Below are 24235 nucleotides of genomic sequence, written 5' to 3' on the forward strand. Positions count from 1 at the left end.
CATTCTTAAAACCATTTTTAGAATGCAGACTACTAAAGACCAAGAATATATTAGTTAGCGATGAAAATTAACCCTCTTTTAACGAAAAAAAGAATTTTCTTAGAAGTTTTTATTCTTAAACGATAGAAAGCATTATTAACTAGACCAGAACAAGGTTTGTCTGGCCTAGGAAGATAAGGTTTATAGTTGTAATAAGGCTGAGATTAAACCGATCAAGCCACCAAAAACACCACCCCAAACAACGAGCCAACCAAGGTGTTTACGGATCATATCTTGAATGATTTGTTTAACAAGTTGTGGTGTTAATTCGTCAAGGCGTTTAGTGATAATACTTTCTACTTTTTCTTTAACACTACCTAATACGTCAGGTTGCTCTAATTCAGCTTTAACTAATTCATTAAAATTATCACTTTGGGTAATTTCTACAAATGAGGTTTTCATTTTAATAATGAAAGGCTCTTTAAGAGGGATCAAAGCTTCTGAGCCACCAAACATGGCTAGCATACTGCCAAACGAAGACTCTTCTATGGTGTTCACTAAAGAATTGAAGGCCGGCTCTAAATCTATTTTTTCAATAATAGGTACTAAATTTAAGTGGCTCGCAGCGCCAGAGCTGTCTGATAAAAATTTATCGATATTTTCATCGGTAAAAAACTGGGTCATCATTAAGTCTCTGATGCCAAGTTTGAATTCTTCAAATCGAGCAGGTATTACCCCAGAACCATATAAGCCTGGAACTTTTTCAAATAGCATGTGAATGGCAATCGAGTTAGTAATAGCACCTGATACGGCAAATAAGCCAATTGAAAAAATTATTTCATTTTCTAAAAAATAACCGCCAACTGCGGTAATTAAAGCTATAGCATTAGTAATATAACTTTTGTTCACTGAATACGCCTGTATCTAATAATGATAAAAGCATATGTTACCAATCTAGTGTTTTAATGTGCAACATTTAGTTAAGGCATCGGCTTATGAGTATATTTTTCATTGCTAGTGACTGTGTTATAACTAAATAAATCCTTATAAGTGAGTAATATTGATGAAATTCCTATTTATTTTAGCTGTGGCATTCAGCTTGAGTTTTATACCTTCAGCTTCTGCACAAGAGAGTGAAAATAAGTGGCGCAGTCTCGATCTAAACAATACGGTATTACTTGAATTAGCCACGGGTTCGGTCGTGATAGAGCTTAACCCTAAATTTGCTCCAAAGCATGTTGCGCAAATCTCTAATTTAGTTCGATCGAATGAATACGACGGACAAAGTTTTTATCGGGTAATTGATAACTTTGTGGCGCAAGGTGGAATGAATGTTGAAACAACGACAAAGCTACCTTTACTTAAATTAGAGTCTGATTATCAGCTTTCAATGAAAGATCATTACACTGCGGTGTCAAATAAAGATATGTTTGTTGAAAATACTGCATTTCTCAATGGCTTTGCTATTGGCTTTGAAACTAAAAGTAAAGTCAGTTGGCTATTACATTGCCCAGGCATTGTTGGTTTGTCTAGGCAGAATGAACCTGATACTGGTTCGAGTGATTTTTATATCACGATAGGCCAAGCACCAAGATATTTAGATCGAATTATGACTATTTTTGGCCGAGTAGTCTTTGGTATGGAACATGTACAAAAGCTCAATAGAACCGAAGGTATAGAAGGGGAGCTTACTGATCGTAGCAAGCATAGTAAAATTATTAAAATGCGGATGATGAAAGATATACCTGTAAGTGACAGGATAATTATTGAAGTTGAGCGTACAGATACAGCACAATTTGAAAAAAAATTAACTGATAGGAAGTTAAGGCAACATCCATTTTTTTATAAAAAACCACCGCAAGTACTTGATGTCTGTCAGGTTCCTGTAAGCTCTAGGCAAGTGATAACAAAGAGTTAACATCTAGTTACGTAAATCTTATTGATAATCGTTATCATTTAGATTAGTATGCGTGCAATTGAAGTTAAAGAGATGAAAAAATGTTTGTTTGTATTTGCCATGCCATAACCGAAAAAGATATTGAGCAAGCGGTAGCGCAAGGTGCTGGCACGATGAAAGCATTACGCGAGCAACTTGATGTTGCTAGCCAATGTGGTAAATGCACACAATTTGCTAAAAGCATTTTAACTGAACAAAGCTTTAACTATGATTTAGCTGTAGAAGTTAAACGCGTAGCTTAAATTAAATCTCTTTTTTACATCTGAGATTGTAAGTAGTTTTCAATTCCGGTTTTTTCAATTAAATATAGTTGCGCTTCAAGCCAGTCAACTTGCTCTTCTTGATCTTCTAAAATATCTTCCAATAAGTCTCGACTAACGTAGTCACTGACATTTTCACAATGTTTAATTGCTTGTTTAATGGTTGCTAATGATGACATTTCAAAGTCTAAGTTTGCTTGGATCATCTCACTACTGTGCTGCCCGATACGGAGTCTACCCAAATGTTGAACATTAGGTAACCCTTCTAAAAAAAGTACTCTTTCCATGATTTTATCGGCATTTTTCATTACTTGAATAGAGCGTTTGTAATCCGCCTTGTTGAGCTGTTCTAAGCCCCAATTCTTAAACATTCGGGCATGCAAAAAGTATTGATTAATGGCGATTAACTCATTGGCCAGAACATTATTTAAATTAAGCAAAGTTTCTTTACTGGTTTTCATTATATTCGTCCTTAAGTTACTGGGCTGTCGCCCATTTGTGATTGAATATAATTTTCAATGCCAATCTTATCGATAAGACCAAGTTGTTGTTCTAGCCAGTAAACATGATCTTCTTCGGTGTCATAAAGCAGTTTTTCTAAAATCTCACGACTTTGGTAATCTTGCTCTTGTTCACAAATAGCGATGACTTCACGAACACATGCAACCACTTCTAACTCTAAAGTTAAATCATTGGCCATCATTTCTTTGACATCACTACCTATGATTAAATCACGGCGTTTAACTAGATTTGGTTTGCCTTCTAAAAACAGCATGCGCTTTATTAACCAATCAGCATGTTGAGTTTCTTCTTCGCGTTCGTGTTCAAGACGATCGTAGAGCTTATTTAAGCCCCAATCTTCATACATACGAGAATGGATAAAATATTGATCGATTGCAGCGAGTTCGTTGGCGAGTAAACGATTGAAACTGTCGATTACTTTTTGACTACCTTTCATAAAAGCTCCTAAGTAATTAAATACCTAATTAATAGTTTAGAAGCTAATATGATTTTTGAAAGGTTAATTACTGAGGTATTTTAAGGTTTGGTTGTTAACGCATTGGGTAAAACTTTTTTGGCGTTCACTGCGTGGTAACGAAGCTGTCGCTTGCTCCACTTTATTTAGACTAGCCTGTTGCTCAGTTTCAGGCAATGCACTTAATTGATCGATAAAACAGCCTTTAATACCAAAATTTAATGCTTTGTCTGAGGCAATATTATCATCACCTAAACAAGCCATCAGTTTATTGGCGAGTACGTCTTTATCCATCTCAGTAATTAAGTACTCAATAGTATATTGCGTTTCTTCGGATAAATGGCAGCCATAGTAAATATCAGCGACAGCAACTTTTGGCATCAGTTGTTGATGTAATAGGGAAAACTCTTCAACCATTATATCTGGGCTTTTAGTATTAACAGGAGCTGTTGTAGTTTGAGCAAAAAGGTTTGAACAACTAATAAGGCTAAAAAATAAAATAAGTGCGCGCATAAATAAGTTTAATTTAGATAAAAAATTATAGTAGCTTAATTCAGTCTACTAATTAAGGTATTTTCATTAATCTGCATTTAATAACTCGATATTAAGTTCATCATCATTAAATTTTAAGCAAAAAAAAACACCTGAAAGGTCAGGTGTTATAAAGGGATATCTCAGGGAGAGAAAATAAATGATTAACTCATTTAATGATTGTCATTATAGAGATCTTAAAAACAAAAGCTGTTACCAAGGTGTAATCGTTAGTGCAAGTTTGTAGTAAATGGCTAAAAATATGATTCAATACTGGTATTTTTCTTGATCAGAACTAATAATTAATCAATAAAAACAAACACAAGGGTAAACATGTCGGGCGATAGTTTAATTCGCGCATTATCAAAAAGGGAAGTCTTGGTATTAGCCGTAGGCGCTATGATAGGTTGGAGCTGGGTTATTATGACCGGTATCTGGCTAAATTCTGCGGGCACATTAGGAACACTACTTGCTTTTTTGGTTGGCGGAATTGCTATTTTGCTTATTAGCTTAACCTATGCTGAGTTAGTTTCTGCTATGCCCAAAGCTGGTGGTGAACATGTTTATACCGAGCGAGCATTTGGTAAACTCGGCTCGTTTGTTTGTACCTGGGCCATTATCATGGCCTACATTACTGTCCCAACGTTCGAATCTGCGGCACTGCCGGTTGCTCTTGAGTATATATTTCCAGAAATAAAAGTAGGCTTTCTTTGGTCTGTTTTTGATGCTGATATTTATTTGAGCTCGGCATTAATTGGTGTTGTAGCCTCTATTCTTATGACCGTAACTAATTTTGTTGGTATTCGGTTTATGGCTGTTATCCAAACCACTATTACCGCCGCATTTTTAATTATTGGTTGGATGTTTTTAATGGGGGTAGCAAGTGAGTTTAATCTAACTTATTTAACCCCGTTATTTGTTGATGAATATAGTGGCTTTTTTGCTGTGTTAGCAATGATCCCAGCTTTAATGATCGGGTTTGATGTTATCCCTCAATCTGCAGAAGAAATTAATTTAAAACCACAAATGATTGGTAAGATATTAGTGTTTTCTGTTGCTATATCTATTCTTTGGTATTGTTTAATTAGTTTAGGTGTTTCTCTGTCGATGACATCTGCAGAATTAGCTACCAGCACTATGGCTACAGCGGACGCGCATGCAAATGTATGGCATGGTCAATGGGCTGGTAATTTGACTGTTATTGGCGGTATCGCAGGAATTATTACTAGCTGGAATGCATTTATTCTAGGTGGTAGTCGAGCGATATACGCACTAGCAAAATCAAATCTTCTGCCGCCAATATTTGCTAAGTTACATCCAAAATATAAAACGCCATATGCAGCAATAATTCTAATTGGTGTACTGTGCTGCGTTTCCCCTTTCTTCGGTCGAACTATATTGGTTTGGCTAATTAATGCTGGTAGTTTTGCCGTTGTCTTAGGCTATGGCATGGTGGCTTATGCGTTTTTGAAACTTCGTCAAAATGAACCGGATATGGCAAGACCGTTTAGAGTAAAACATGGTAAAATTGTCGGTTGGTCAGCATTAATCATTAGTATCTGTTTATTTTGGATTTATTTGCCTTGGGGGCCAAGTGCTTTATTGTGGCCTTATGAATGGGCTATGGTTATTGGATGGGCAGGCTTAGGCTTAATTTTTTACCTGATAACTAAAAAATCAAAGACTGATTAAGCCGCATAGTTAAATCTTTTGATAATCGCGCTCGACTAAGCAAATGCGGGTTTTATAGCTTTTGTACCAGTTGTCTTTGCCTTTTTGTTGAGCGATTTTATGCTCTGCATTTTCTTTCCATCGCTTGATAGAGGCAAGATCTCGCCAGTAAGACACGGTGATCCCTACTTCATTTCTTGCTGACTCAATACCTAAAAATCCAGGCTCAAGTTTTGCTAAGTTAACCATACGCTCGGCGACACTTGCATAGGATGGTGAACTTTCATTCATTATCGAGGTAAAAATTACCGCGTAATACGGTGGTTTAGGTGTATTAGCAAACATAATGATTATCCTTTATATTGCCATATCAGTAATTGGTTATTTGCCGGCATGTTTATGTCTTTAAGTAATGTTAATCCTGCTTTTTCGGCTAATAGTTGCACTGCTTCAAAATCTCGAATACCACTTAACGGGTCACGCGCTAATAGCCATTGCTGAAATTGTTCGTTACTTGAGCTGGTGTATTGTGCATTGTATTTAAATGGCCCATAGATACAAACTAAAGTGTTTGCTTTAATGCAGGCACTAATATTTTCAAACATTTTCTCAACATGCTGCCAAGACATAATATGCAATGTATTGGCACTATAAATTACATCAAATACTGTTTTAGGCCAGTGCTCTGCTACAGCGACATTAATCTCGATAGGGTCTAAAAGGTTGGCAAGATTTGCTAGGCGAAAGTTCTGCTCTAAGCCCTGAATATATTGAAATTGATCACTTGCTTGCCAGGTTAAATCTGGTTGGTTATGACAAAAGTGAATCGCATGTTGTCCTGAGTAACTGCCTATTTCAAGTATCTTGGCAGAGCTGGGAATATAAGGTTGTAAATGCTCTAAAATGACTTGCTGATTACGTTCACACGAAGGTGAATAATTTATAATATTATCTTTGTCTAAGTTCAAACTTAACCTTAATCACTCTTTAACTTTACAGTTGAATATAACATTGTATAACTAATAGGTCTTGAAAAATTGACATAAAAAAGCCACTCAATTGAGTGGCTAATTAGATAAATAGTTTTGCTATTACTCTGATTCGTAAGTTGAATTAGAAGATGATGCAGAAGAGGGCTGAGGGATCATATGCACATCTCTTTGCGGGAATGGAATACTAATTCCAGCATCGTCAAAGGCCATTTTAATTTTCTCATGCATATCAAAATAGTACGGCCAGTAATCATCACTTTTAACCCAAGGTCTTACAAAAAAGTCTACAGAGCTAGCGCCGTGTCCACCAACCCATATATCAGATCTTGGGAATTCTAAGGTACGCTCATCTGCTTCTAATACTGACTTAATTACTTCCCTTACTTTAGGGATACTATCACTGTAACTCACGCCAAAAATCATATCTACGCGACGAGTTTTTTGAGTAAAGTCATTCACTAGACAGCCATTAGATAATAAGCCATTAGGGATAAAGATTTTACGGTTATCAAAAGTTACCATGATGGTATTAAATATTTGAATTTCTTCAATCTTACCAACAAAACCTTGCGCTTCAATAACATCACCAGCTTTAAATGGTCTAAAGAATAGGATGATAATACCACCGGCAAAGTTTGACAGACTGCCTTGCAGAGCTAAACCAACGGCTAAACCTGCAGCACCTAATAAAGCAATTAATGATGCGGTTTCGACACCAATCATTGAGGCAAATATAACCACTACTATGGTTTTTAATACTACGCCTATAATACTGACTAAGAATTTGTGTAGAGTTAATTCAACTTTACGAGCAGTCATCGCCATATCTACGAATTTTACAATTCGTTTTACAATCCACATTAAAATGAAAAGAGTAATTAAAGCGACAACGAATTTTGTACCGAACTGAATAACAATATCGATAAAGGTATTAAGATGTTGCTCTACATCTTCCATGTCTATACTTTGTAAAACTTCTGAGGATTCAATAGCATCCATAATCTTGCCTTTTTCTTATTAAATTAAGTTAAATTATTAAAGATTAATATTAGTATGTTTTATAAAAATAATGATGCAAAGATGTGAAATTGTTTGTAGTTTTTTGTAATTAATCCTGGTTCGTAAAGAATACTTTATAGGTTTTAGCTTACTATTTGTCGGCTCTATCACTATCCGCGTTACTTTCTGATATTATCAGCTAATTGAGAGCGTATTTAATTTGCAGTGAGATTTTCATGCCGTTCATTTTAGGCTTCGCCTTGCTTATATTATTCCAATTTCTTGGAGAAGTAGTAGTTATACTTTTAGAGCTTCCTGTTTCTGGCCCTGTGGTTGGTTTAGTCTTGCTATTACTAACATTAATCGTGCGCGGTAGAGTCGGGCAGCCATTACAGCAAGTGTCATCGACTTTATTAGGACATTTATCCTTGCTATTTGTACCTGCCGGCGTAGGTTTAATGTTGCATTATGAGTTATTGGTAAAGGAATGGTTTGCTATTTCTTTAGCATTAATTATTGGTACCGTTATTATGTTAGTTTGTACCGCCTTGTGTATGTCACTTACTAATAAATTATTCACTAAAGGAGATTGATAATGACTTTAGATGAAAAGATTTCGGCTATCTGGCAGCTTGCGCAATCATCTTCTATCCCTTGGTTAATGTTGACTCTATTTGCTTACGCGTTAGCTATGAAACTGTATAAGTCTTCAAACTTTAATCCTATTGTTAATCCTGTGATTATTTCGATCATCATTATCATAAGTACATTGCTAGTCTTAGGGGTAAACTATGAGCAATACTTTAATGGCGGACAATTTATTCATTACCTGCTTGGCCCTGCAACGGTAGCACTGGCGATCCCTCTTTATACGCAGCTTCATCGCATAAAAAAAATGCTTTTGCCAATTACTATCACCTTATTTAGCTCTGTTGTGATCGGTGCTTTTAGTGCCATTTACATTGCTGACCTGTTAGGTGCTAGCGCGTCAACATTATTATCAATTGCTCCTAAATCGGTTACTACGCCAGTTGCTATGGGGATTTCAGAAAATATTGGTGGCATTGTTTCTTTAACCGCGGGTCTGGCAGTAACAACTGGCATTATTGGTGCTATTTTAGGGACAAAAATATTCTCTTTAATGAAGGTCGAAGATGATGCGATAAAAGGTGTCGCTATGGGGCTAACTTCACATGGCATTGGCACCGCAAGAGCGTTTCAAGTAAGTAATGAAATGGGGGCTTTCTCTGGATTAGCTATGGCGTTAACCGCGTTCACCACGGCATTTTTATTGCCTTATTTACTGCAATTTATCGGCATGATTTAGCTGATAGGCGATGCACTTAACGCTGTGCATCGCTTATCGTTTATCTAAGAATTATGGTGTAAATTCCAAATTGCCAAAGTCAGCATTAAAATCCACACACCAAATACTTAAACCGGTAAAATCATCCAAACTTAACCCCTCAGGTAATTTGAGTGTTAATGTTTCACCGTTATATTCTCTACCATTTAATTGCTCACTAATTTTATAGCCATTAGCAAAGTCACCATTTACCCCAGTATAAACAAACACATCAGGGCCACCGCCATCATAATAAAAATTGCTTATGGTAATAGTACAATCATCATTAATTACAGCATCACCAGCAACATTATGGGCTAAGGTTTGGAAACTGCCGCTATAGCCAACTTTTGAATTTACTGATGTACATTCACTTGGCATTTCTTCAGCCATAAGACCTAACGTCATTTGTAGGTGATACTTTGCTTGCTCGGCTGATATTAATGATTGATATACACCTGCACTTTCAATAAGGAGGCTTTCAACACTCATATCGAAAGCAGTACTTGAAAAATCTATTTCCATGTTAGCAGCTAACTCAGTTGATTTAGCTGATATTTCTAAGCCGTTTTCAGCTACACCATCAACATCTAATGATTGTAATAAACGAGCTAAATTGCTCACTCTAATATCATCGATATTTTCAGTAGCAAAAACATCGAGAGGCGAAATTAACGCAGCGCTTGCAGTTTCAGGCAGCACGATACCTCCAATAGAGAAAGTAACCATTTCACCAGATTGATATTTAAATTCGCCATCGCTATTAGTTACACCGGTCTGAGTAGGTGTTTGATAAGTTAAACCCTGAACAACTGAGTCAACAAACCTCCCGGTAAATACTTGCTCAGGGGTTGGTGTTTGACTAGTTGGCTCGGCATTGCTTGAACCACTACCGCCGCCACAAGCTGAAATAATTGAAACTAAGAAAAAAACTAAGATAGGTTTTATGTTCATCGCCATGACTTCTTTTTAAATTATCGTAGTAATAAGAACAGGAAAATGAGGTTTTATTTCGATGACAAAAAATTTTATTTGTAAGCTATATAAGAAAGTAGGGTATAAGAGTAAGAAAATTAAATTGTAAAGATAATAAAAACCCTGCCGAAGCAGGGTATGTATGCAATTTTTAGCTTTACTAGATGCTATTCAATATTTTGAATTTGCTCGCGCATTTGTTCAATTAAAACTTTTAACTCAACTGCCGCTGCGGTGATGTCTGTGTTGATAGACTTTGAGCCAAGGGTGTTTGCTTCACGGTTGAATTCTTGCATCATAAAATCAAGGCGGCGACCTTGTGGTCCACCTTTTTTGAGGATCTTTTTGGTTTCTTTTACATGGCTGTATAGACGGTCAATCTCTTCATCAACATCCATTTTTTGAGCTAGCATAACAAGCTCTTGCTCTAAACGCGTTGAGTCTGGGTCGATGCCTGCATCTTTGAATTTTTCGATGATGCGGTCACGTTGCCATTGAATGATTTCTGGCATGTGCGCTTTAACTGCTTCTGCTTGTGCTGAAATTGCATCAAGGCGTGTATTGATAAGTTCAGCCATATTGCTGCCTTCACTTGCTCTTGCTGCGATGAAATCTTTTAATGCTTGTTCAAAGCCTTTAAGTAATTCGCCAGAGATTGTGTCCATGTCAGCTTCTTCAGCTTCCATAACGCCAGGCCATTTCATGATGTCGACTGGGTTTAAGTTATTTACACCTGCAGTTTCAGCAATGCTGGTGGCGTGTTGGATTAATTGTTCTGCTAGCTTGGCATTTAGGGTGATGTTGCTTTTTGCTGCAGGATTAGCATTAAAGCGTAAGTTACATTCTACCTTGCCGCGGTTAAGTGCTTTACGAAAACGCTCACGTAATACCGGCTCTAAGCCTCTAAATTGCTCTGGCATGCGGAAGTAAGTTTCTAGAAAACGTTGGTTAACAGAGCGGATTTCCCAAACTGCGTTACCCCAATCACCTTTTACTTCGATGCGCGAAAATGCGGTCATGCTGTGGATCATAATAAATACCTTAAAAATGAGTTTAATGATTTATCATAATAAGAACTTCAATATTGTCTTATTAGGAATGCAGCAATTATGCCTGATCGCAGTGCAAGGGGCAATATTGAGGCTAGTTGCTCAATATTGCCTTGAGTTATTTACTAAATTTGTAGTGACTAACTAAAGCGTTTAAGTATCTGGTCTGCCACTCTGAATGAGTTGGCGTAGATAGTATAAGTATATGGAACGCTGCCACCTGTTGGCATAAACGAACCATCGGTAATATAAAGGTTGTCTACATCGTGCGGTTTGCAGTTTTTATCTAGGACTGATGTTTTAGGATCATTGCCAAAACGACAACCTCCAGCTTGTAGATTGGCTGGCGGGTAAGAGCTTACTGACGAACTGATGTTTTTAGCACCCATTGCTGCTAATACATCTTCCGCTTTTTTGCTAATGTATTCGCCGACTTTTAAATCGTGTTGATGTGCGCCTATGCGCACTTTAGCAACCGGGTCGCCCCATTTGTCGGTATTTTCTTTATCGAGTGATACAAAGCAATCATCGGTTGGCAACCAGTCATTGAATACTTCAAAGCGTAAGGTTTTGCCAAAATTAAAGGCAGCTTGTAAATTTGCTTTTAGTTGTTCGCCCCAAACTAAATTGTCGTTTTCATCCCATTTTTCTGAGCTGGCTTTAGATATTGGGTTTTGATGAAATAAAAAGTCTATGGTGCCGCCTTTTGCTGGTGCGCCAAAGTCTTTGTCATCAATTTTGTAATAATCTTGAATTGCGCGATTAATAAAAGGCCCTACAACTCTTAATTGTTGCTGTTGTTGTTCGCTTATTTCGTCAAATAAGAAGTCACCTCTACCTGTGCCTCCAGCAGAAAAAATGATGTTTTTTCCGACTTGGCCATTATTATTGGCTAAACCATTCGGATGTTTTTCACCTTTTGATGCTAGTAATAAGCGTGATGTTTCAATGGCCTGACAAGCAACAACATACATACTTGCATCGACCTTTTGTTTGCGATCATGTTTATCGTAATACCAAACGCCGCTCACATTACCTTTATTGTCGGACTCAAGTTTAAATACTTTGGCGTGCGGTAAAATAGTACAGTTACCGCTAGCGACTGCGTGGTTTAAAAGCGCTGCTCTGCCGCTGCCTTTTGCACCAGTAGAACAGCCATAGCTAGAGCAATAGCCGGCATATTCACAGCTTTTTCGGCCCATTGCTGGCGTTGATAAAATAGCTCTTGGCACTGGAAAAGAATGATAACCAATATCTTTTGCTGCTTTATCTATCCAAGCAGATATAGGGTGCTCTGCAGTTGGTGGAAAAGGGTAATCGCTTTTATGTGGTTCTAAATGTGGATGTTGCACCACTTTTCCTGAAACGCCCACAACGTTATCTACTTTGTCGTAATATGGTTCTAAATCGCTGTAAGATATTGGCCAATCAACGACGTTCGCGCCTTTTATACTGCCAAATTCTGATTTTAAGCGAAAATCCATAGGTTTTAAGCGATGAAAATATCCGCTCATAAAATTTGAGGAGCCGCCTACTACATTACCGTTCCAAAAATCCCAGCCCGATTCACTGGTTGCTTCACCTTGCCAATAGGAATTACCTTGGTTATCTTCGTATTCTTCTTCAATAACGTGCTGTTCGTTTTCAAGTTTAGGTGAGTAAGTGGTACGTCGACAGCAGGCCATTTCATCTTTATAAAAGTCTTCTTCGGTTAACCAAGGGCCTTTTTCTAGAACTAATACTTTTTTACCCGCTTTAGCTAAGGTATAAGCAATAGGGGATGCGCCTGCGCCACTACCGACAATACAAATGTCATATTTCATTACAGTGCTTTTCCTGATGATTTTGGTTCAACTTTATTGGCATTTGTTGATGTGTTAATTTCGATACGCTGACTTTTATCTAAGGCATAGCTTGGAATTTCATAATAGCGTTTACCTTGTGGTGGTAGAGGAAAACCTGCTTGGTGGTTAAGCCATTTCCAGCCTATCCCGTCTGGGTTGCCACCGTAACTCGGTGGTGATAGCATGGCTTCAAAAATATAAGTGAGCAGTGTCGATATCCAGTTTTCTCCCGCCCTAGATTTACTTATCGCGCGCAGTGAAGCTTCTTTTTTCTCTGTACTTAATTCAACAAAATCTGCTTGCTCTTTGCCTTGAGTGTAACCATTTAACCAACCAACACCTTTACTAATAAACTCTTTTTCAGCTTGCTCTACCGGTTGTGATTTCACCACGTTATATAAATAATGAATTGCTTGTATTTCTTTGGCTCCAGGGCCTGTTTTTGAACTTGGCAGTAAGTGTTGTAATACCGCATCTAAACTTTTCCATGGCTCAATACTAGTATCGGCTAATTCAATCTTTGCTTGGGTGAGTGTTGATAACGGAATTGCTGATACTGCAGTAGCAAGCGCTGCCGACTTTAAAAAGTTACGACGAGATAGTCGTTTTTTTAACGCGTGAGGTACTTGGTAGTTAGGATCAAAAAATGAATTCATCTACGGGTATCCTTGATACTAATCACTAGTATTATTTTTGTTTTTAATTTTTTTCTGCTTTGCTAAATTGCTGTCGTTGTTGGCAAATTGCCACTCATCAATAAAATTTAACCATTGCTCTCTAGAGTATGAACCAGAGCGAAGAAATTCAGCAGTATCTTTTGATAATAAAACTTTACCTTGCGCGGTAGATACGTACATGTGTGGATAACCAAGCACTGGCGGTAAACCTTTCATAAAGGCTTCGTTCTCGTTGGCATCGCTAACACTTACTTTAAGCAACACAAAGTTAGCATGAAGTGCTTGATATATATCGGGGTTTTGTTCTAAAAAGGCATCAATTTTATGACACCAAGTGCACCAGTTACCGCCTATTTCAATAAGCACATTACGATTGCTGCTAGTTGCAGATCTAATCGCTGCGGCAGCATCTTTAAATGGATCACTTTGTTCACTATAAATTTTACTGTAAGCAGGCAAGCTTGCAGATAATTGCGCATTACCTTGCGCAGTTGGCGCTTGTGCCTGTAATGACGAGGCAAAACCAATAAGAGAAAACAGGAATGCTTTTGTAAGAGTATTTATCATAAAATTTTTATCAATTGCTTTGCTACTTAATAAACATGACCTTATAAGTATTAACTATATTTCAACATATTGGTTTTTAATAGTAATAAAAGTTTTGATATTAATCCTAATACCATGTGTATAAGCGCTGACAGTAGTATATTTTTTTATCTAGCTTGGTATAATGTCGCATCAAATTTTAGCTTAACTTAAGGATACCTATGCGTCCAAGTGGAAGAACTCCTGGTCAAATCCGTCCAGTAACAATAACTCGTCAATTTACAGCTCATGCTGAAGGCTCAGTGTTAATTGAATTTGGTGATACCAAAGTTATTTGTACTGCCACTGTCGAAGAAGGTGTTCCAAGGTTTTTGAAAGGTAAAGGCCAAGGTTGGGTTACCGCTGAATACGGCATGTTACCTCGTTCAACTCACTCGCGTATGCGTCGTGAAGCTGCAAGTGGTAAACAAAGTGGCCGCACTTTAGAAATTTCTCGATTAATTGCGCGCTCTCTGCGAGCCGCTGTTGACTTAAAGGCTCTTGGTGAAAACATGATCACCATTGATTGTGATGTTATCCAAGCCGACGGTGGTACACGTACTGCTTCTATTACCGGTGCATGTGTTGCACTTGTTGATGCTTTAGATCATTTACGCGCTAAAGGTGTATTAAAAACCAACCCTCTTAAACATATGATCGCAGCTGTTTCTGTTGGTATGTATAAAGGCGTTGCGGTAGCTGATTTAGACTACCCAGAAGATTCAGCCGCTGAAACTGATATGAATGTAGTAATGACAGATACTGGCAAGCTTATTGAAGTGCAAGGTACTGCTGAAGAAGAGCCATTTAGTTTTGACGAAATGCAAGAAATGCTACAACTTGCTAAAGATGGTATTAACGAATTATTTGATGCTCAAAAAGCAGCATTAAGCTAAGAACTAGTAAGACAGGATAGATAAATGAAAGATTATCAACGCGAATTTATAGAGTTTGCCTTAGAAAAACAAGTATTACGTTTTGGTGAATTCACCTTAAAGTCAGGTCGTACTAGCCCTTACTTTTTCAATGCTGGTTTATTTAACACTGGGCGTGATTTAGCTCGCTTAGGTCGTTTTTATGCGGCTGCATTAGCTGAGTCGGGTATTGATTTTGACTTACTGTTTGGCCCTGCTTACAAAGGTATTCCAATTGCGACAACTACGGCTGTTGCTTTAGCTGATCATCACGATATGGATATGCCATATTGCTTTAACCGTAAAGAAGCTAAAACTCATGGTGAAGGTGGCTCTTTAGTTGGTTCACCACTTGAAGGTAAGATCATGTTAGTTGATGATGTGATCACTGCAGGTACAGCGATTCGTGAATCAATGGAAATTATTAAAGCCCACGGCGCAGAGCTTTCAGGTGTACTTATTGCTCTTGATAGACAAGAGAAAGGTCAAGGTGAATTATCTGCAATTCAAGAAGTTGAACGCGACTTCAATACTGCGGTAATTGCAATTGTTGGTTTAGGTGATGTAATTACTTACTTAGCTGATAAGCCAGAAATGAAGCAGCACTTAGAAAGTGTTAAAGCATATAGAGCAAAATACGGCATCTAATATTTATACTTGGTTTTAAAAATAAAACTGTTTAAACACAAAAACCGCTTAGTGCAAACTCTGCGGTTTTTTTATATCTAAATTAATGGACTTGGTATTAGATGGATTTAATCTTTTTTAGGTAGACTACGAAGCGTTTATAAAACTATAAAGAGATGGTGTTTTTATTAAACATTGCATATGAATCAACCTTAATTGCTAACCAGGTAAATACCAATACGCCACAAAAATTAGCGGTTAAATCTAATAAACTAAATGTGCGAGTAGCAACAAACATTTGGCTAAACTCTTCAACGCTGCTGATCATCAAAATAACCACGGCGCCGTGTTGGCTAATTAAGCTTTTGCCAAAGCTACGAAATTTAAGGGCAAAGTTCATTGCAAATGCCAGTAAGCCGTACATAAAGAAGTGACCAACTTTATCACCAAATGGTATGGCATTCTTAATACTTTCAACTATCACATCTTGACCCGCATTGGCGCGAAATTGTACAAAGCAAAGTAAAAACAAACCTAATATAGCCAAATATTTCATGCTGATCCTAATAGTTGCGACGTATTAATTTAATGCACGCATGTTACAGCAATGTTAATAAAGATGTTGTCACAGTTTGTTAAATAATATTTAACTTTGTATGTACTTTATGGAGGGCTTTGATTTTAAGCTGATAATTGCTGGACGAGCTCTATTGCCTGTTTGATGGTTTTGGTTTGTATTTTTTCAATACAGCATGCTTGTGCAATAGCGGCATGAGCTTGTATTAATTCGATAACATTCTCTAAAGAAGCTGTGGCTAATACAGTACTTGAGTTAAGGTGTTGTTGCACTTCGTCTAAGCTAAATACTTGCCCGTTGCTGTCGATAAGTACATCGCGATCAGTAAAAATATAGAGCAACATTTCTTCATCATTTTGCCAATCAAGCTCTGAGCTAATATATATTAGCTCATCTTCACCATCGTGTTTAATGATTGCTGGCCAGTGGATCATGCTTTTTTATCGGTAGTTTGCTTAGTATCAGTAACATCATCAGCGGTTGATGTTGGTTCATTGGCAACTAAGCTGTGGCCAGGAAATTCTTTAATGTACACATCTTGTTTAGCAAAAGGGATCTCAATATTATGCTCAGCAAACTTCTTATAAATAGCACTGTTTAGTTGATGGATTATACGACCTCTAAGTGCGGGCTCACTGATCCAGCCCATTAGTTCAAAATCTAAACTAGAGGCGCCAAACATGCGAAAGCGCACTACTGGCAGAGGGAAGTTACATATATCATCATCTTCTTTAGCCACTTCCATAAGTATTTGTTCAATTAAGTCAATATCGCTGCCATAAGCTGCGCCTATTTTAGCGCGGATGCGGTACTTTGTACTTGGGCCACCAGACTCGTTAATGACTTTAGTATTACCCATTACCGAGTTAGGTACGGTAACTTCAATATTGTCTCTCGTTAGGATACGGGTACTGCGCAGGCCTATGTTAGTTACTTCACCACGCTCACCACTTTCTAGCACAATGTAATCTTTAATTTTATAAGGTGCATCAGCCATGATAAATACACCAGAGAAAAGATTAGCGAGCGTATCTTTCGCGGCAAAACCTACTGCAATACCAACGATACCAGCTGAGGCTAACCAAGCCGACATATCGATGTCCCATGATGAAAATATATAGTAAACCGATAGCGCTAAAATTAAGATCAGCGCTAAATTTTCAAATAAGGGTAGGGTTTGCTGATGTAATACATGGAAGTGCTTTTCGTTTTCAGCCACCCGGCGTAAAACTATTTTGGTAATACGCAAAATAAATAATGTCCATAACACCAACAGCATGGTGTACAGCACAGGAAACATTATGTTTGAAACTTGCTCAGGTAATGAAATTACGCTGGTTGCTACCGAGATACCAATAACTAAGATTGAATAGAATAAAGGCTTATGCAGTAACTCAACTAGTTGATCATCAAGTACTGCATCAGTTTTGGCAGTCATGCTTTTTACATAAGCAATAACCACCTTATCTAAGATCCAAGCAAATATCCAAGAGGCAACTAATATGATGGCGGCATGTAGTACTGGATTGTCGCCAATATAGCTAAGGTAATGCTTAAGCTCAGTTTTCCATGTTTCCATTATTTGCCTCAAAAAGTTGTTAGTGCATTTTAGTTAGTACTAAATAAGGATTTATTTTGTGCTTTTTTACGCTGTAAGTTTAACTTTGTATCATTAATCATGTGTTTAGCAAAGCAAGGAAGTACTTTTAAGCTAGTGTCGACTGGCTTATTTTTAGATAGTCGCATGATTTGCTGATAATAAAAACTGACAGCGCCAACATTATTAATGGCTTTTATTAAGCTAATAGAGCTGTTGTTCCCTAACCAGCCGTTGCCAAGTGTTAAGTTATGTTCAAAGTCATCAATGCGATCAACACTTTGCTCAAGTAGCTGCTGTGAAATGTTTGGTTGTGTACATAGCGGTCTTGCTAAACCAACCATATCAATTTCACCGCTACTAATTGCTTGCTCCATAACATCACGGCTTCTAAAACCACCAGTGATCATCAAAGGTACTTTAGCTGAGGCTTTAATGGCAGCAGCATATTCTAAAAAGTAAGCTTCTCGTTTACGCGTGCTTTCTCTTACTTCCGTTGCTTCAACGCCCATTAACGAAAGTTGCTCGTATGTGCCACCTGAAATTTCTAATAAATCAATCGAATCTTGTGCTAACCAAGCCGCAACTTGTACGCAATCTTCTAGGCTAAATCCGCCCTTTTGAAAATCGGCAGAATTTAGTTTAACGGCAACGGGAAAATCTGGCCCTACCGCTTTTCGAACGGCTTGTACGACTTTACGTGCAAAGCGAGCGCGGTTCTCTAAACTACCACCCCATTGATCACTGCGTTGATTAGTTTTAGGTGACAAAAACTGACTAATTAAGTAGCCATGGGCACAATGTACTTGTACGCCGGTAAAGCCCGCTTCTTTGGCAAGGGCTGCCGTTGTTGCATAGCGTTGAATAATTTCAGCAATTTCAACTTGGGTTAACGCGCGTGGCTTTGAAAACGAACCAAGCATCTTTAGGTGAACTTCTGAAGGTGACAGCGGTTGCTTATTAACAAGGCTAGGACATTGGCGTCCAGGGTGACTGATTTGCATCCATAAATGGTTTCCTGCTTCAGTACCGGCTTGCGCCCATTGCTTAAATTGCTCTAATGCAGAGTCATCTTCTAGCACAACATTACCTGCACGCTCTAAGTAGCGGCGATCAACCATAACATTGCCGGTAATATGTAATCCTGTGCCGCCATGCGACCATGTATTATATAGTTGATTATGTGCTGGGGTTGGTCGATCAAGGCTGTCTGCTAAGCCTTCTGTCATTGCACTTTTACCTAGGCGATTGTTAATGCTTTGTCCACAAGGTAATACGAGTTCTTGTGCAAGTGGTGAATTCATCTTTTTTCCTGAATGTTGCTCATACCTAAGGTATGTGTACTTTTTATTAAACTATTTGTTAATGATTTTACCAGTAATCCAATCACATAACACGGTATAAAATTCATCTGCGTGAGAAATAAACGGGGCATGTGATGCTCGTTCAAAAGTATAACTGTCGGTACTGATAAATAACTTATCCGCTTGCCTAACTACCGCCTTGGGTACCAGTGAATCTAACCGCCCATAAAGTCTAAAAACGGGTATAGATAAGGCATTGACTTTACTGCGTAAATCTACCGTTTCTAAAAGTGTTAATGAATCATCTAGAGTTTGCGGGCTTGGATTTGGATGTTGGTTAATGAGTGCTTTTATGGCTTTTACATCTTGGCGAATACTTTCACTACCCATGGCTTGAATCTTTAAAAAACTATTAATAGTTTTTTCTGCATTGAGCTTAAGTTGGCTGTGGAAGTCCTTTAAAATTTCCGGATTAATGCCTGGCCAATTTTGCTCTTTAACAAAATAGGGACTACTCGTTATAGTTACTAAACCAAGAGCTTTATCTTGATGGTGCAGCGCGATATTCGTTGCAATTAAACCACCTAATGACCAGCCAATAATTAATGACTTATCAGGGATTACTGCGGCGATCATCTGTGAAACATTAGCTAAACTGTAGTCATCGGTAGTAATATGGCTATTTACACCAAAGCCCGGCATATCAATCATAATTACTTGATAATCTTGTGCTAAACGCTCACTTAAAGGTTGAAATATTGCACTGTTAAGGCCCCAACCATGAATGAGAACAATGGGAGTTCCTTGGCCTTTAATTTGAATGTTTAGAGGTTGTTGCATAGCTATCTATTTTACTTGTTAGTTATATTTCTATTTTATACTAAAATATAGCCGTTGGCATTCAAAGTGCACTCCCAATGCTAACGGGTATATCAATTTATAGCATGTTCAAAAATTAACAATGGATTGTTTTTATGAACCACACAATGTTGCAAGCTATTAGCCAATTTGTAAAAGTGCTAACAGCCAATTTTTTATTAGCCGTTAAAGGCTACCCTCTTTGTGAGTTATGCCATCAACCATGTATTAAGGGGTCACTAGTTTGTTCAGTCTGTTGTGATGATTTACCCCGTTTTGACTTAACTGCCTGCCAAGAAAACTTACTAAATGAACCTAAGATTTATCGTCATTTAACTAAAATAAAGTTTCAACAATTGTTAGCATTTTCCTCTTATCAATGGCCTTATAACTTGTGGATCACACAATTAAAGTACTCAGGAAGATTTGAGGTTGCGCACTTATTGGCAAATTTATTTGCCGAACATCTACATTTATCGATAGCAAAAAGTCAGCTACCAGAATTAATCATTCCTGTGCCATTACATGGTTTACGCCTAAAAAAAAGACAATATAATCAGGCGGCATTACTTGCTTTTGAATTGGCTAAAAGTTTAGGCTGCAGTTACCTTGAAAACATAATTGCGCGTAAAAAAAATACTAAACCGCAAGTCGGGCAAAGTGGAGCAAGTCGGAGAAAAAATTTACGAGGAGCATTTGTTTTGAATACTGAAGTTGAGTTGCCTGAACATGTGGGGATTGTTGATGATGTGCTTACTACAGGGGCAACAGTTAATGAAATAGCTAAGCTACTCACTCATCACGGAGTTAAAAAGATTACCGTGATGAGTATTTGTGTAGCAACAGCTTGATCCCAATTTATCCAACTTGGGATTATGGTTTATTTACTGCTGAATGTTTGTGAGAAAAACAGGGCGTTGGCAACTATCTTTGAAGTGCCGTACCAGTAGCCTCGAAAGACTAAGTTTTCACTACTGGCAACTATGCGTCCTTTACCCACATTATGAGCGATAATTGCTGCATTATTACCAACCGTTTCTTGTATTTCTTCAGCGCTATAACCGCTAAGCAAAGGTGAGTCAGTAAATTGTGCAACCATCATAAACGGCTTAGATGGCTTTTCCATGATCAAAGTACTATTTTTAAATACCGGCAAAGTCTCGCCTTTATAGCCATAAGTCAGAGGATGGGTATTGTCTATTTGGGTATTGTAAATTGCACCAGCTATACGTTTTTTCGCAGCTAACGCATCTTTCTCAGCGTAACTAATACCATTAGTGTCGAATAAGCGGTTTATTCTATTTTTGCTAATATACTCAGCTTCTAGTAATTCTTTGCTCGATAGCCATTGAATTGCTTTTTTCTGAGCATAAATATTACCACCTTGTTCTAACCAAGTTTTAAGCTTTTTACTTGCTCTATCAGAAATAGAACTGTATTCACCATTAACCATAATCACATGGCTATAACGTGAGAAATCGATACTATCGAGTCTATGTAAATCAACTACGGTAACAGCAATAGATAACTGGTTATCTAAATAGTTAAGCATGTGTCCAGCTTCGTATTGTGAAACACCTTTACCACCTAGCAATAAAATATCTACTGGCTTTAATGGTTTTAATGACGGGCTACCAAGGTTGATGCCCTCAACTGTTAAACCTGTTGCAAGTGGAGTTAACTCAATCGCTAAATCTTGTTGGACCTTAGTTAATATTTCAAACCAATCTGTTTGTGTTTGGATTTCGGCAGGAATAACAATACTTCCAGGATTAAATGTTATTAGTTTTTGCCCGACCATTTGTTTAAATGACTTAGTCGCTACTCGTGCTTGTACTCCTTGCTCTAAAATACTATTAAGCATTTTAGGTGCTAAGTAGTGGTCCCAAGAAAATGCATAAGCATAAGACGTTACAGTTGGTGTAGGTGTGCTCTCTGATTTTGGTTGCCATGGAGCAGTTGCTATATTTAAACGACGCAACGACTTAATCTCTTGAGTTTGCAGGTTATAGGCAAGAGGCAAAGTCCAACCTGATACATCATAAAAGGTGTTATTTTTAAAACTAGTCACTTTACTAAAGATGGTCTTTATTAAGCGATACTGGTCTTGCTGCAGAGGTACAAAGTAAGAGCTTTCTTTAGGGTAGTAACCATCATCATCTTCATAGTTTTTAGTTAAGCCATAAACATTAATTTGGTGTTGTTTTAATAAACCTAAAAAGCTATTTAAACGACGTGAGTCATTATTTTCGGTAATTAGGTAACCCTTGAAGTCTTCTTTGTCGGCTAACTTAAGGTTTTCTTTATAAAAATCGTCACGGAATTTATGTAATTGCGCTTTATTTTGAAATGCTGCATTAAGAGTTGAGAATGAAGTCATTACCTGATTTTTAACGCCATAACCAAAAGTTAATACGCCATTAATTGATTCTTGTGCATAGCCGCGAGAACTTGCTTGTTCGAATAAAATACCAATCGCGCCGTTAATATCAGGGTAGGTAGATCCCTTACCGTAATAAAAATCATCAAAACTTTCTTCACTGTAATAAAGTCTGTTGTCAGTATCTAATGCCTTTGCGTGGTAAGTTGAAAACAGCTTAGTGAGTTCGATGTTTTTTGCTGGCGTCAAAGGGTTCGTACGTGATGGTACGCCTGGCTGGAAAAAGTAGGTGCCATCTTTACCCATCTCATGAAAGTCGGCTAACACATTTGGTTTGTAAATGTGGAAGTTACGCATTCTGTTTTGACTTTCAATTTGAGTTAACGGTAACCAGTCACGGTTTAAATCGAACATGTAGTGATTCGTTCGACCAGATGGCCACTGTAATCTATGGCTACGGTGGTTAGGGTCGGTATTTAAAGTTTTACTGCGGTTGGTATTTACCCAAGTGGTAAATCTATCCATACCGTCTGGGTTTAAACTTGGTTCGATAACAATAACCAAATTATCTAGTAATTCGGTGGCTTGGCTTGTTTTGGCAGCAGCTAAATAATAAGCAACTAGCATAGAAGCATTAGCGCCGCTGATTTCATTACCATGTATGCTATAACCTAACCAAACAACAGCAGGAGCATCACTGTCCTGCTTTTTATTGTTGGCTCTATCGGCAAGGATTTGATCTAGGTTTTCTAAATTGGTTTTACTACTTATTGTCGCAATTACTTGCTTGCGATGCTCATTGGTTGTGCCAATTTCTTTAAGTAAAACATTGTCACTTACTCGCGCTAGTTGCTGAAAATAATTTACCAGTTGATCATGACGAACATGGCGAGAGCCAACCTCAAAACCTAAGGTAGATTCTGGTGTAGGTATATTACTACGGTAAGCTGGCTCCTCTGGGAAATAGTAAGCTAGCGGCTCTGCTTGTGCGTAAGACAGACTAACTATGCTGATAATGAACCAGGCTTTTATATACTTAAACAAGACCATTCTCCGATAATAATGAAAACTAACCAATCATGAAAACTTAGGTGACTGGCTTATATTTAATAAAATTATAACCTTTTTAACAGCTTAACTAAACTAATCATAATTTTTTTCAAATTAAACATACTTTTTTGCAAATTATTGATAAAAAACGAGGGGAAATGCTAAGCAATGCTAGCGCTTATTCTTTGACAATAGTATTATATTGGCATACTTGAGCTTTTTAGTCGGGTATAGGCAATCGTTTCAACTTTATAAAGCATTTAATGAGAACAATGATGATTAATATTTCAGATACAGCACAGTCGCATTTTGCAAAATTACTTTCCCAACAGGCGCAAGGCACATGTATCAGAGTGTTTGTAGTTAACCCAGGCACAGCACAAGCTGAATGTGGTGTTTCTTACTGTCCACCAGAAGCGGTAGAACCAGACGATATTCGCATCGAATATACTGGCTTTGATGCGTTAGTTGATAAAGACAGTGAAAATTATTTAGTTGATGCTGAAATCGATTTTGTTACTGATCAAATGGGCTCTCAGTTAACACTTAAAGCACCTAATGCTAAATTACGTAAAGTGAGTGATGATGCACCATTATTCGAACGCGTAAATTACTTCATCCAATCTGAAGTTAATCCTCAGTTAGCAGGTCATGGTGGTGAATGTACTTTAATGGAAATAACTGAAGACGGTTTCGCAGTTTTACAGTTTGGTGGCGGCTGTAATGGTTGTAGTCAAATTGATTTAACCGTAAAAGAAGGTGTTGAAAAACAGCTTATCGCCATTATGGGTGATGAAATTAAAGGTGTTAAAGATATGACCGAGCATCAACGTGGCGAGCATTCTTACTACTAATTGAATTGTTGTATCGGTTAATTGAATCGCATTTTATGAAACCAGGATTATCATCCTGGTTTTTTTATACATAGAAGTATTTATCATCGGTTGGCAGGACAGCCAAAGAAGATGGATTATGTGTTCAATTTATGAAATAGGTGTTGATGTTATTAGTGTTTGGTTAGTTATTGGTAGCGCTTTTGTTGGGGTTGTTTATGTGTTTTTAGCAGGATGTTATTTGATTGTTTAATT

Annotated in this window: 27 protein-coding genes; 9 read left to right on the forward strand and 18 right to left on the reverse strand. The window is 37.6% G+C overall.

The window, feature by feature from the left end; translation table 11 throughout:
* Window positions 1-180: 180 nt before the first annotated feature.
* Entirely contained in the window at window positions 181-888 is a 708-nt protein-coding gene (locus tag FNN08_RS10960; RefSeq protein WP_143585695.1) for a DUF445 domain-containing protein, read from the reverse strand.
* 154 nt (window positions 889-1042) lie between these two features.
* Here FNN08_RS10960 and FNN08_RS10965 point away from each other — a divergent pair, with 154 nt between their 5' ends.
* Together FNN08_RS10965 and FNN08_RS10970 are read left to right on the forward strand one after the other, a co-directional pair.
* Complete coding sequence (locus FNN08_RS10965; RefSeq protein WP_143585697.1) at window positions 1043-1897, forward strand: peptidylprolyl isomerase; 855 nt, start codon at window positions 1043-1045, stop codon at window positions 1895-1897.
* Between the two features lie 80 nt (window positions 1898-1977).
* The gene (locus tag FNN08_RS10970; RefSeq protein WP_143585699.1) at window positions 1978-2178 is read left to right on the forward strand and encodes a bacterioferritin-associated ferredoxin; all 201 of its coding nucleotides are present in this window, start codon (window positions 1978-1980) and stop codon (window positions 2176-2178) included.
* A gap of 14 nt (window positions 2179-2192) precedes the next feature.
* Here FNN08_RS10970 and bfr (FNN08_RS10975) read toward each other — a convergent pair whose 3' ends face one another.
* The 3 genes from bfr (FNN08_RS10975) to FNN08_RS10985 all read right to left on the reverse strand — a co-directional run bounded on the left by bfr (FNN08_RS10975) (window position 2193) and on the right by FNN08_RS10985 (window position 3685).
* Window positions 2193-2657: a bacterioferritin gene (gene bfr, locus FNN08_RS10975; RefSeq protein WP_143585701.1), complete on the reverse strand. Its 465-nt coding sequence runs from the start codon at window positions 2655-2657 to the stop codon at window positions 2193-2195.
* A gap of 11 nt (window positions 2658-2668) precedes the next feature.
* Window positions 2669-3154 carry a bacterioferritin gene (gene bfr / locus FNN08_RS10980; RefSeq protein WP_143585703.1) on the reverse strand — a complete coding sequence of 162 codons (486 nt, stop codon included), beginning with the start codon at window positions 3152-3154 and terminating at the stop codon, window positions 2669-2671.
* Between the two features lie 63 nt (window positions 3155-3217).
* On the reverse strand, window positions 3218-3685 hold the full coding sequence (locus FNN08_RS10985) for a hypothetical protein (protein ID WP_143585705.1): 468 nt from the start codon (window positions 3683-3685) through the stop codon (window positions 3218-3220).
* A 351-nt stretch (window positions 3686-4036) separates the two neighbouring features.
* Between FNN08_RS10985 and FNN08_RS10990 the strand changes: the two genes are divergently transcribed.
* Window positions 4037-5395 (forward strand): APC family permease, encoded by a 1359-nt coding sequence (locus FNN08_RS10990; protein WP_143585707.1) that lies wholly within the window; start codon window positions 4037-4039, stop codon window positions 5393-5395.
* Between the two features lie 9 nt (window positions 5396-5404).
* Here the strand turns inward: FNN08_RS10990 and FNN08_RS10995 are convergent, their stop codons facing one another.
* The 3 genes from FNN08_RS10995 to FNN08_RS11005 form a co-directional block, all read right to left on the reverse strand.
* On the reverse strand, window positions 5405-5719 hold the full coding sequence (locus FNN08_RS10995) for an antibiotic biosynthesis monooxygenase family protein (protein ID WP_143585709.1): 315 nt from the start codon (window positions 5717-5719) through the stop codon (window positions 5405-5407).
* 5 nt (window positions 5720-5724) lie between these two features.
* Window positions 5725-6342: a DUF938 domain-containing protein gene (locus tag FNN08_RS11000; protein WP_221931788.1), complete on the reverse strand. Its 618-nt coding sequence runs from the start codon at window positions 6340-6342 to the stop codon at window positions 5725-5727.
* A 123-nt stretch (window positions 6343-6465) separates the two neighbouring features.
* On the reverse strand, window positions 6466-7365 hold the full coding sequence (locus FNN08_RS11005) for a mechanosensitive ion channel family protein (RefSeq protein WP_260679326.1): 900 nt from the start codon (window positions 7363-7365) through the stop codon (window positions 6466-6468).
* A gap of 236 nt (window positions 7366-7601) precedes the next feature.
* Between FNN08_RS11005 and FNN08_RS11010 the strand changes: the two genes are divergently transcribed.
* Both FNN08_RS11010 and FNN08_RS11015 read left to right on the forward strand, forming a co-directional pair.
* The gene (locus FNN08_RS11010) at window positions 7602-7958 is read left to right on the forward strand and encodes a CidA/LrgA family protein (protein ID WP_143585711.1); all 357 of its coding nucleotides are present in this window, start codon (window positions 7602-7604) and stop codon (window positions 7956-7958) included.
* A gap of 2 nt (window positions 7959-7960) precedes the next feature.
* On the forward strand, window positions 7961-8692 hold the full coding sequence (locus FNN08_RS11015) for an LrgB family protein (RefSeq protein WP_143585713.1): 732 nt from the start codon (window positions 7961-7963) through the stop codon (window positions 8690-8692).
* Window positions 8693-8743: 51 nt separating this feature from the next.
* Here the strand turns inward: FNN08_RS11015 and FNN08_RS11020 are convergent, their stop codons facing one another.
* The 5 genes from FNN08_RS11020 to FNN08_RS11040 form a co-directional block, all read right to left on the reverse strand.
* Window positions 8744-9664 carry a DM13 domain-containing protein gene (locus tag FNN08_RS11020; protein ID WP_185962636.1) on the reverse strand — a complete coding sequence of 307 codons (921 nt, stop codon included), beginning with the start codon at window positions 9662-9664 and terminating at the stop codon, window positions 8744-8746.
* A 188-nt stretch (window positions 9665-9852) separates the two neighbouring features.
* On the reverse strand, window positions 9853-10716 hold the full coding sequence (locus FNN08_RS11025; protein WP_143585717.1) for a YicC/YloC family endoribonuclease: 864 nt from the start codon (window positions 10714-10716) through the stop codon (window positions 9853-9855).
* A gap of 158 nt (window positions 10717-10874) precedes the next feature.
* On the reverse strand, window positions 10875-12557 hold the full coding sequence (locus FNN08_RS11030) for a GMC family oxidoreductase (protein WP_143585719.1): 1683 nt from the start codon (window positions 12555-12557) through the stop codon (window positions 10875-10877).
* A complete protein-coding gene (locus FNN08_RS11035; RefSeq protein ID WP_143585721.1) occupies window positions 12557-13234 on the reverse strand; it encodes a gluconate 2-dehydrogenase subunit 3 family protein in 678 nt (225 codons plus the stop codon). Before FNN08_RS11035 ends, FNN08_RS11030 begins: the two co-directional genes overlap by 1 nt.
* Window positions 13235-13252: 18 nt before the next feature.
* Window positions 13253-13822 (reverse strand): thioredoxin family protein, encoded by a 570-nt coding sequence (locus FNN08_RS11040; protein WP_143585724.1) that lies wholly within the window; start codon window positions 13820-13822, stop codon window positions 13253-13255.
* A gap of 200 nt (window positions 13823-14022) precedes the next feature.
* Here FNN08_RS11040 and rph point away from each other — a divergent pair, with 200 nt between their 5' ends.
* Window positions 14023-14736, forward strand: a complete 714-nt coding sequence (gene rph / locus FNN08_RS11045) for a ribonuclease PH (protein WP_143585726.1) — start codon at window positions 14023-14025, stop codon at window positions 14734-14736.
* Between the two features lie 24 nt (window positions 14737-14760).
* Complete coding sequence (gene pyrE / locus FNN08_RS11050) at window positions 14761-15402, forward strand: orotate phosphoribosyltransferase (RefSeq protein WP_143585728.1); 642 nt, start codon at window positions 14761-14763, stop codon at window positions 15400-15402.
* Between the two features lie 145 nt (window positions 15403-15547).
* Here the strand turns inward: pyrE and FNN08_RS11055 are convergent, their stop codons facing one another.
* The 5 genes from FNN08_RS11055 to bioH all read right to left on the reverse strand — a co-directional run bounded on the left by FNN08_RS11055 (window position 15548) and on the right by bioH (window position 19699).
* The gene (locus FNN08_RS11055; RefSeq protein ID WP_143585730.1) at window positions 15548-15937 is read right to left on the reverse strand and encodes a VanZ family protein; all 390 of its coding nucleotides are present in this window, start codon (window positions 15935-15937) and stop codon (window positions 15548-15550) included.
* A gap of 125 nt (window positions 15938-16062) precedes the next feature.
* The gene (locus FNN08_RS11060) at window positions 16063-16392 is read right to left on the reverse strand and encodes a DUF4144 family protein (protein ID WP_143585732.1); all 330 of its coding nucleotides are present in this window, start codon (window positions 16390-16392) and stop codon (window positions 16063-16065) included.
* Complete coding sequence (locus tag FNN08_RS11065; RefSeq protein WP_143585734.1) at window positions 16389-17537, reverse strand: mechanosensitive ion channel family protein; 1149 nt, start codon at window positions 17535-17537, stop codon at window positions 16389-16391. The genes FNN08_RS11060 and FNN08_RS11065 overlap by 4 nt, the downstream gene beginning before the upstream one ends.
* Before the next feature lie 29 nt (window positions 17538-17566).
* The gene (locus tag FNN08_RS11070) at window positions 17567-18859 is read right to left on the reverse strand and encodes an NADH:flavin oxidoreductase/NADH oxidase family protein (RefSeq protein ID WP_143585736.1); all 1293 of its coding nucleotides are present in this window, start codon (window positions 18857-18859) and stop codon (window positions 17567-17569) included.
* A 51-nt stretch (window positions 18860-18910) separates the two neighbouring features.
* Complete coding sequence (bioH, locus tag FNN08_RS11075; RefSeq protein WP_143585738.1) at window positions 18911-19699, reverse strand: pimeloyl-ACP methyl ester esterase BioH; 789 nt, start codon at window positions 19697-19699, stop codon at window positions 18911-18913.
* 134 nt (window positions 19700-19833) lie between these two features.
* Here bioH and FNN08_RS11080 point away from each other — a divergent pair, with 134 nt between their 5' ends.
* Window positions 19834-20568 (forward strand): ComF family protein, encoded by a 735-nt coding sequence (locus FNN08_RS11080; protein ID WP_143585740.1) that lies wholly within the window; start codon window positions 19834-19836, stop codon window positions 20566-20568.
* Between the two features lie 29 nt (window positions 20569-20597).
* On the opposite strand, the gene FNN08_RS11085 is transcribed toward FNN08_RS11080, so the two are convergent.
* Complete coding sequence (locus FNN08_RS11085; protein WP_409574606.1) at window positions 20598-23141, reverse strand: M14 family metallopeptidase; 2544 nt, start codon at window positions 23139-23141, stop codon at window positions 20598-20600.
* 281 nt (window positions 23142-23422) lie between these two features.
* Here FNN08_RS11085 and nfuA point away from each other — a divergent pair, with 281 nt between their 5' ends.
* A complete protein-coding gene (gene nfuA / locus FNN08_RS11090; protein WP_143585744.1) occupies window positions 23423-24001 on the forward strand; it encodes a Fe-S biogenesis protein NfuA in 579 nt (192 codons plus the stop codon).
* The last annotated feature ends 234 nt before the right edge of the window (window positions 24002-24235 follow it).

This window comes from Thalassomonas sp. M1454 (genome assembly GCF_007097525.1).
GTDB lineage: Bacteria > Pseudomonadota > Gammaproteobacteria > Enterobacterales > Alteromonadaceae > Thalassotalea_A.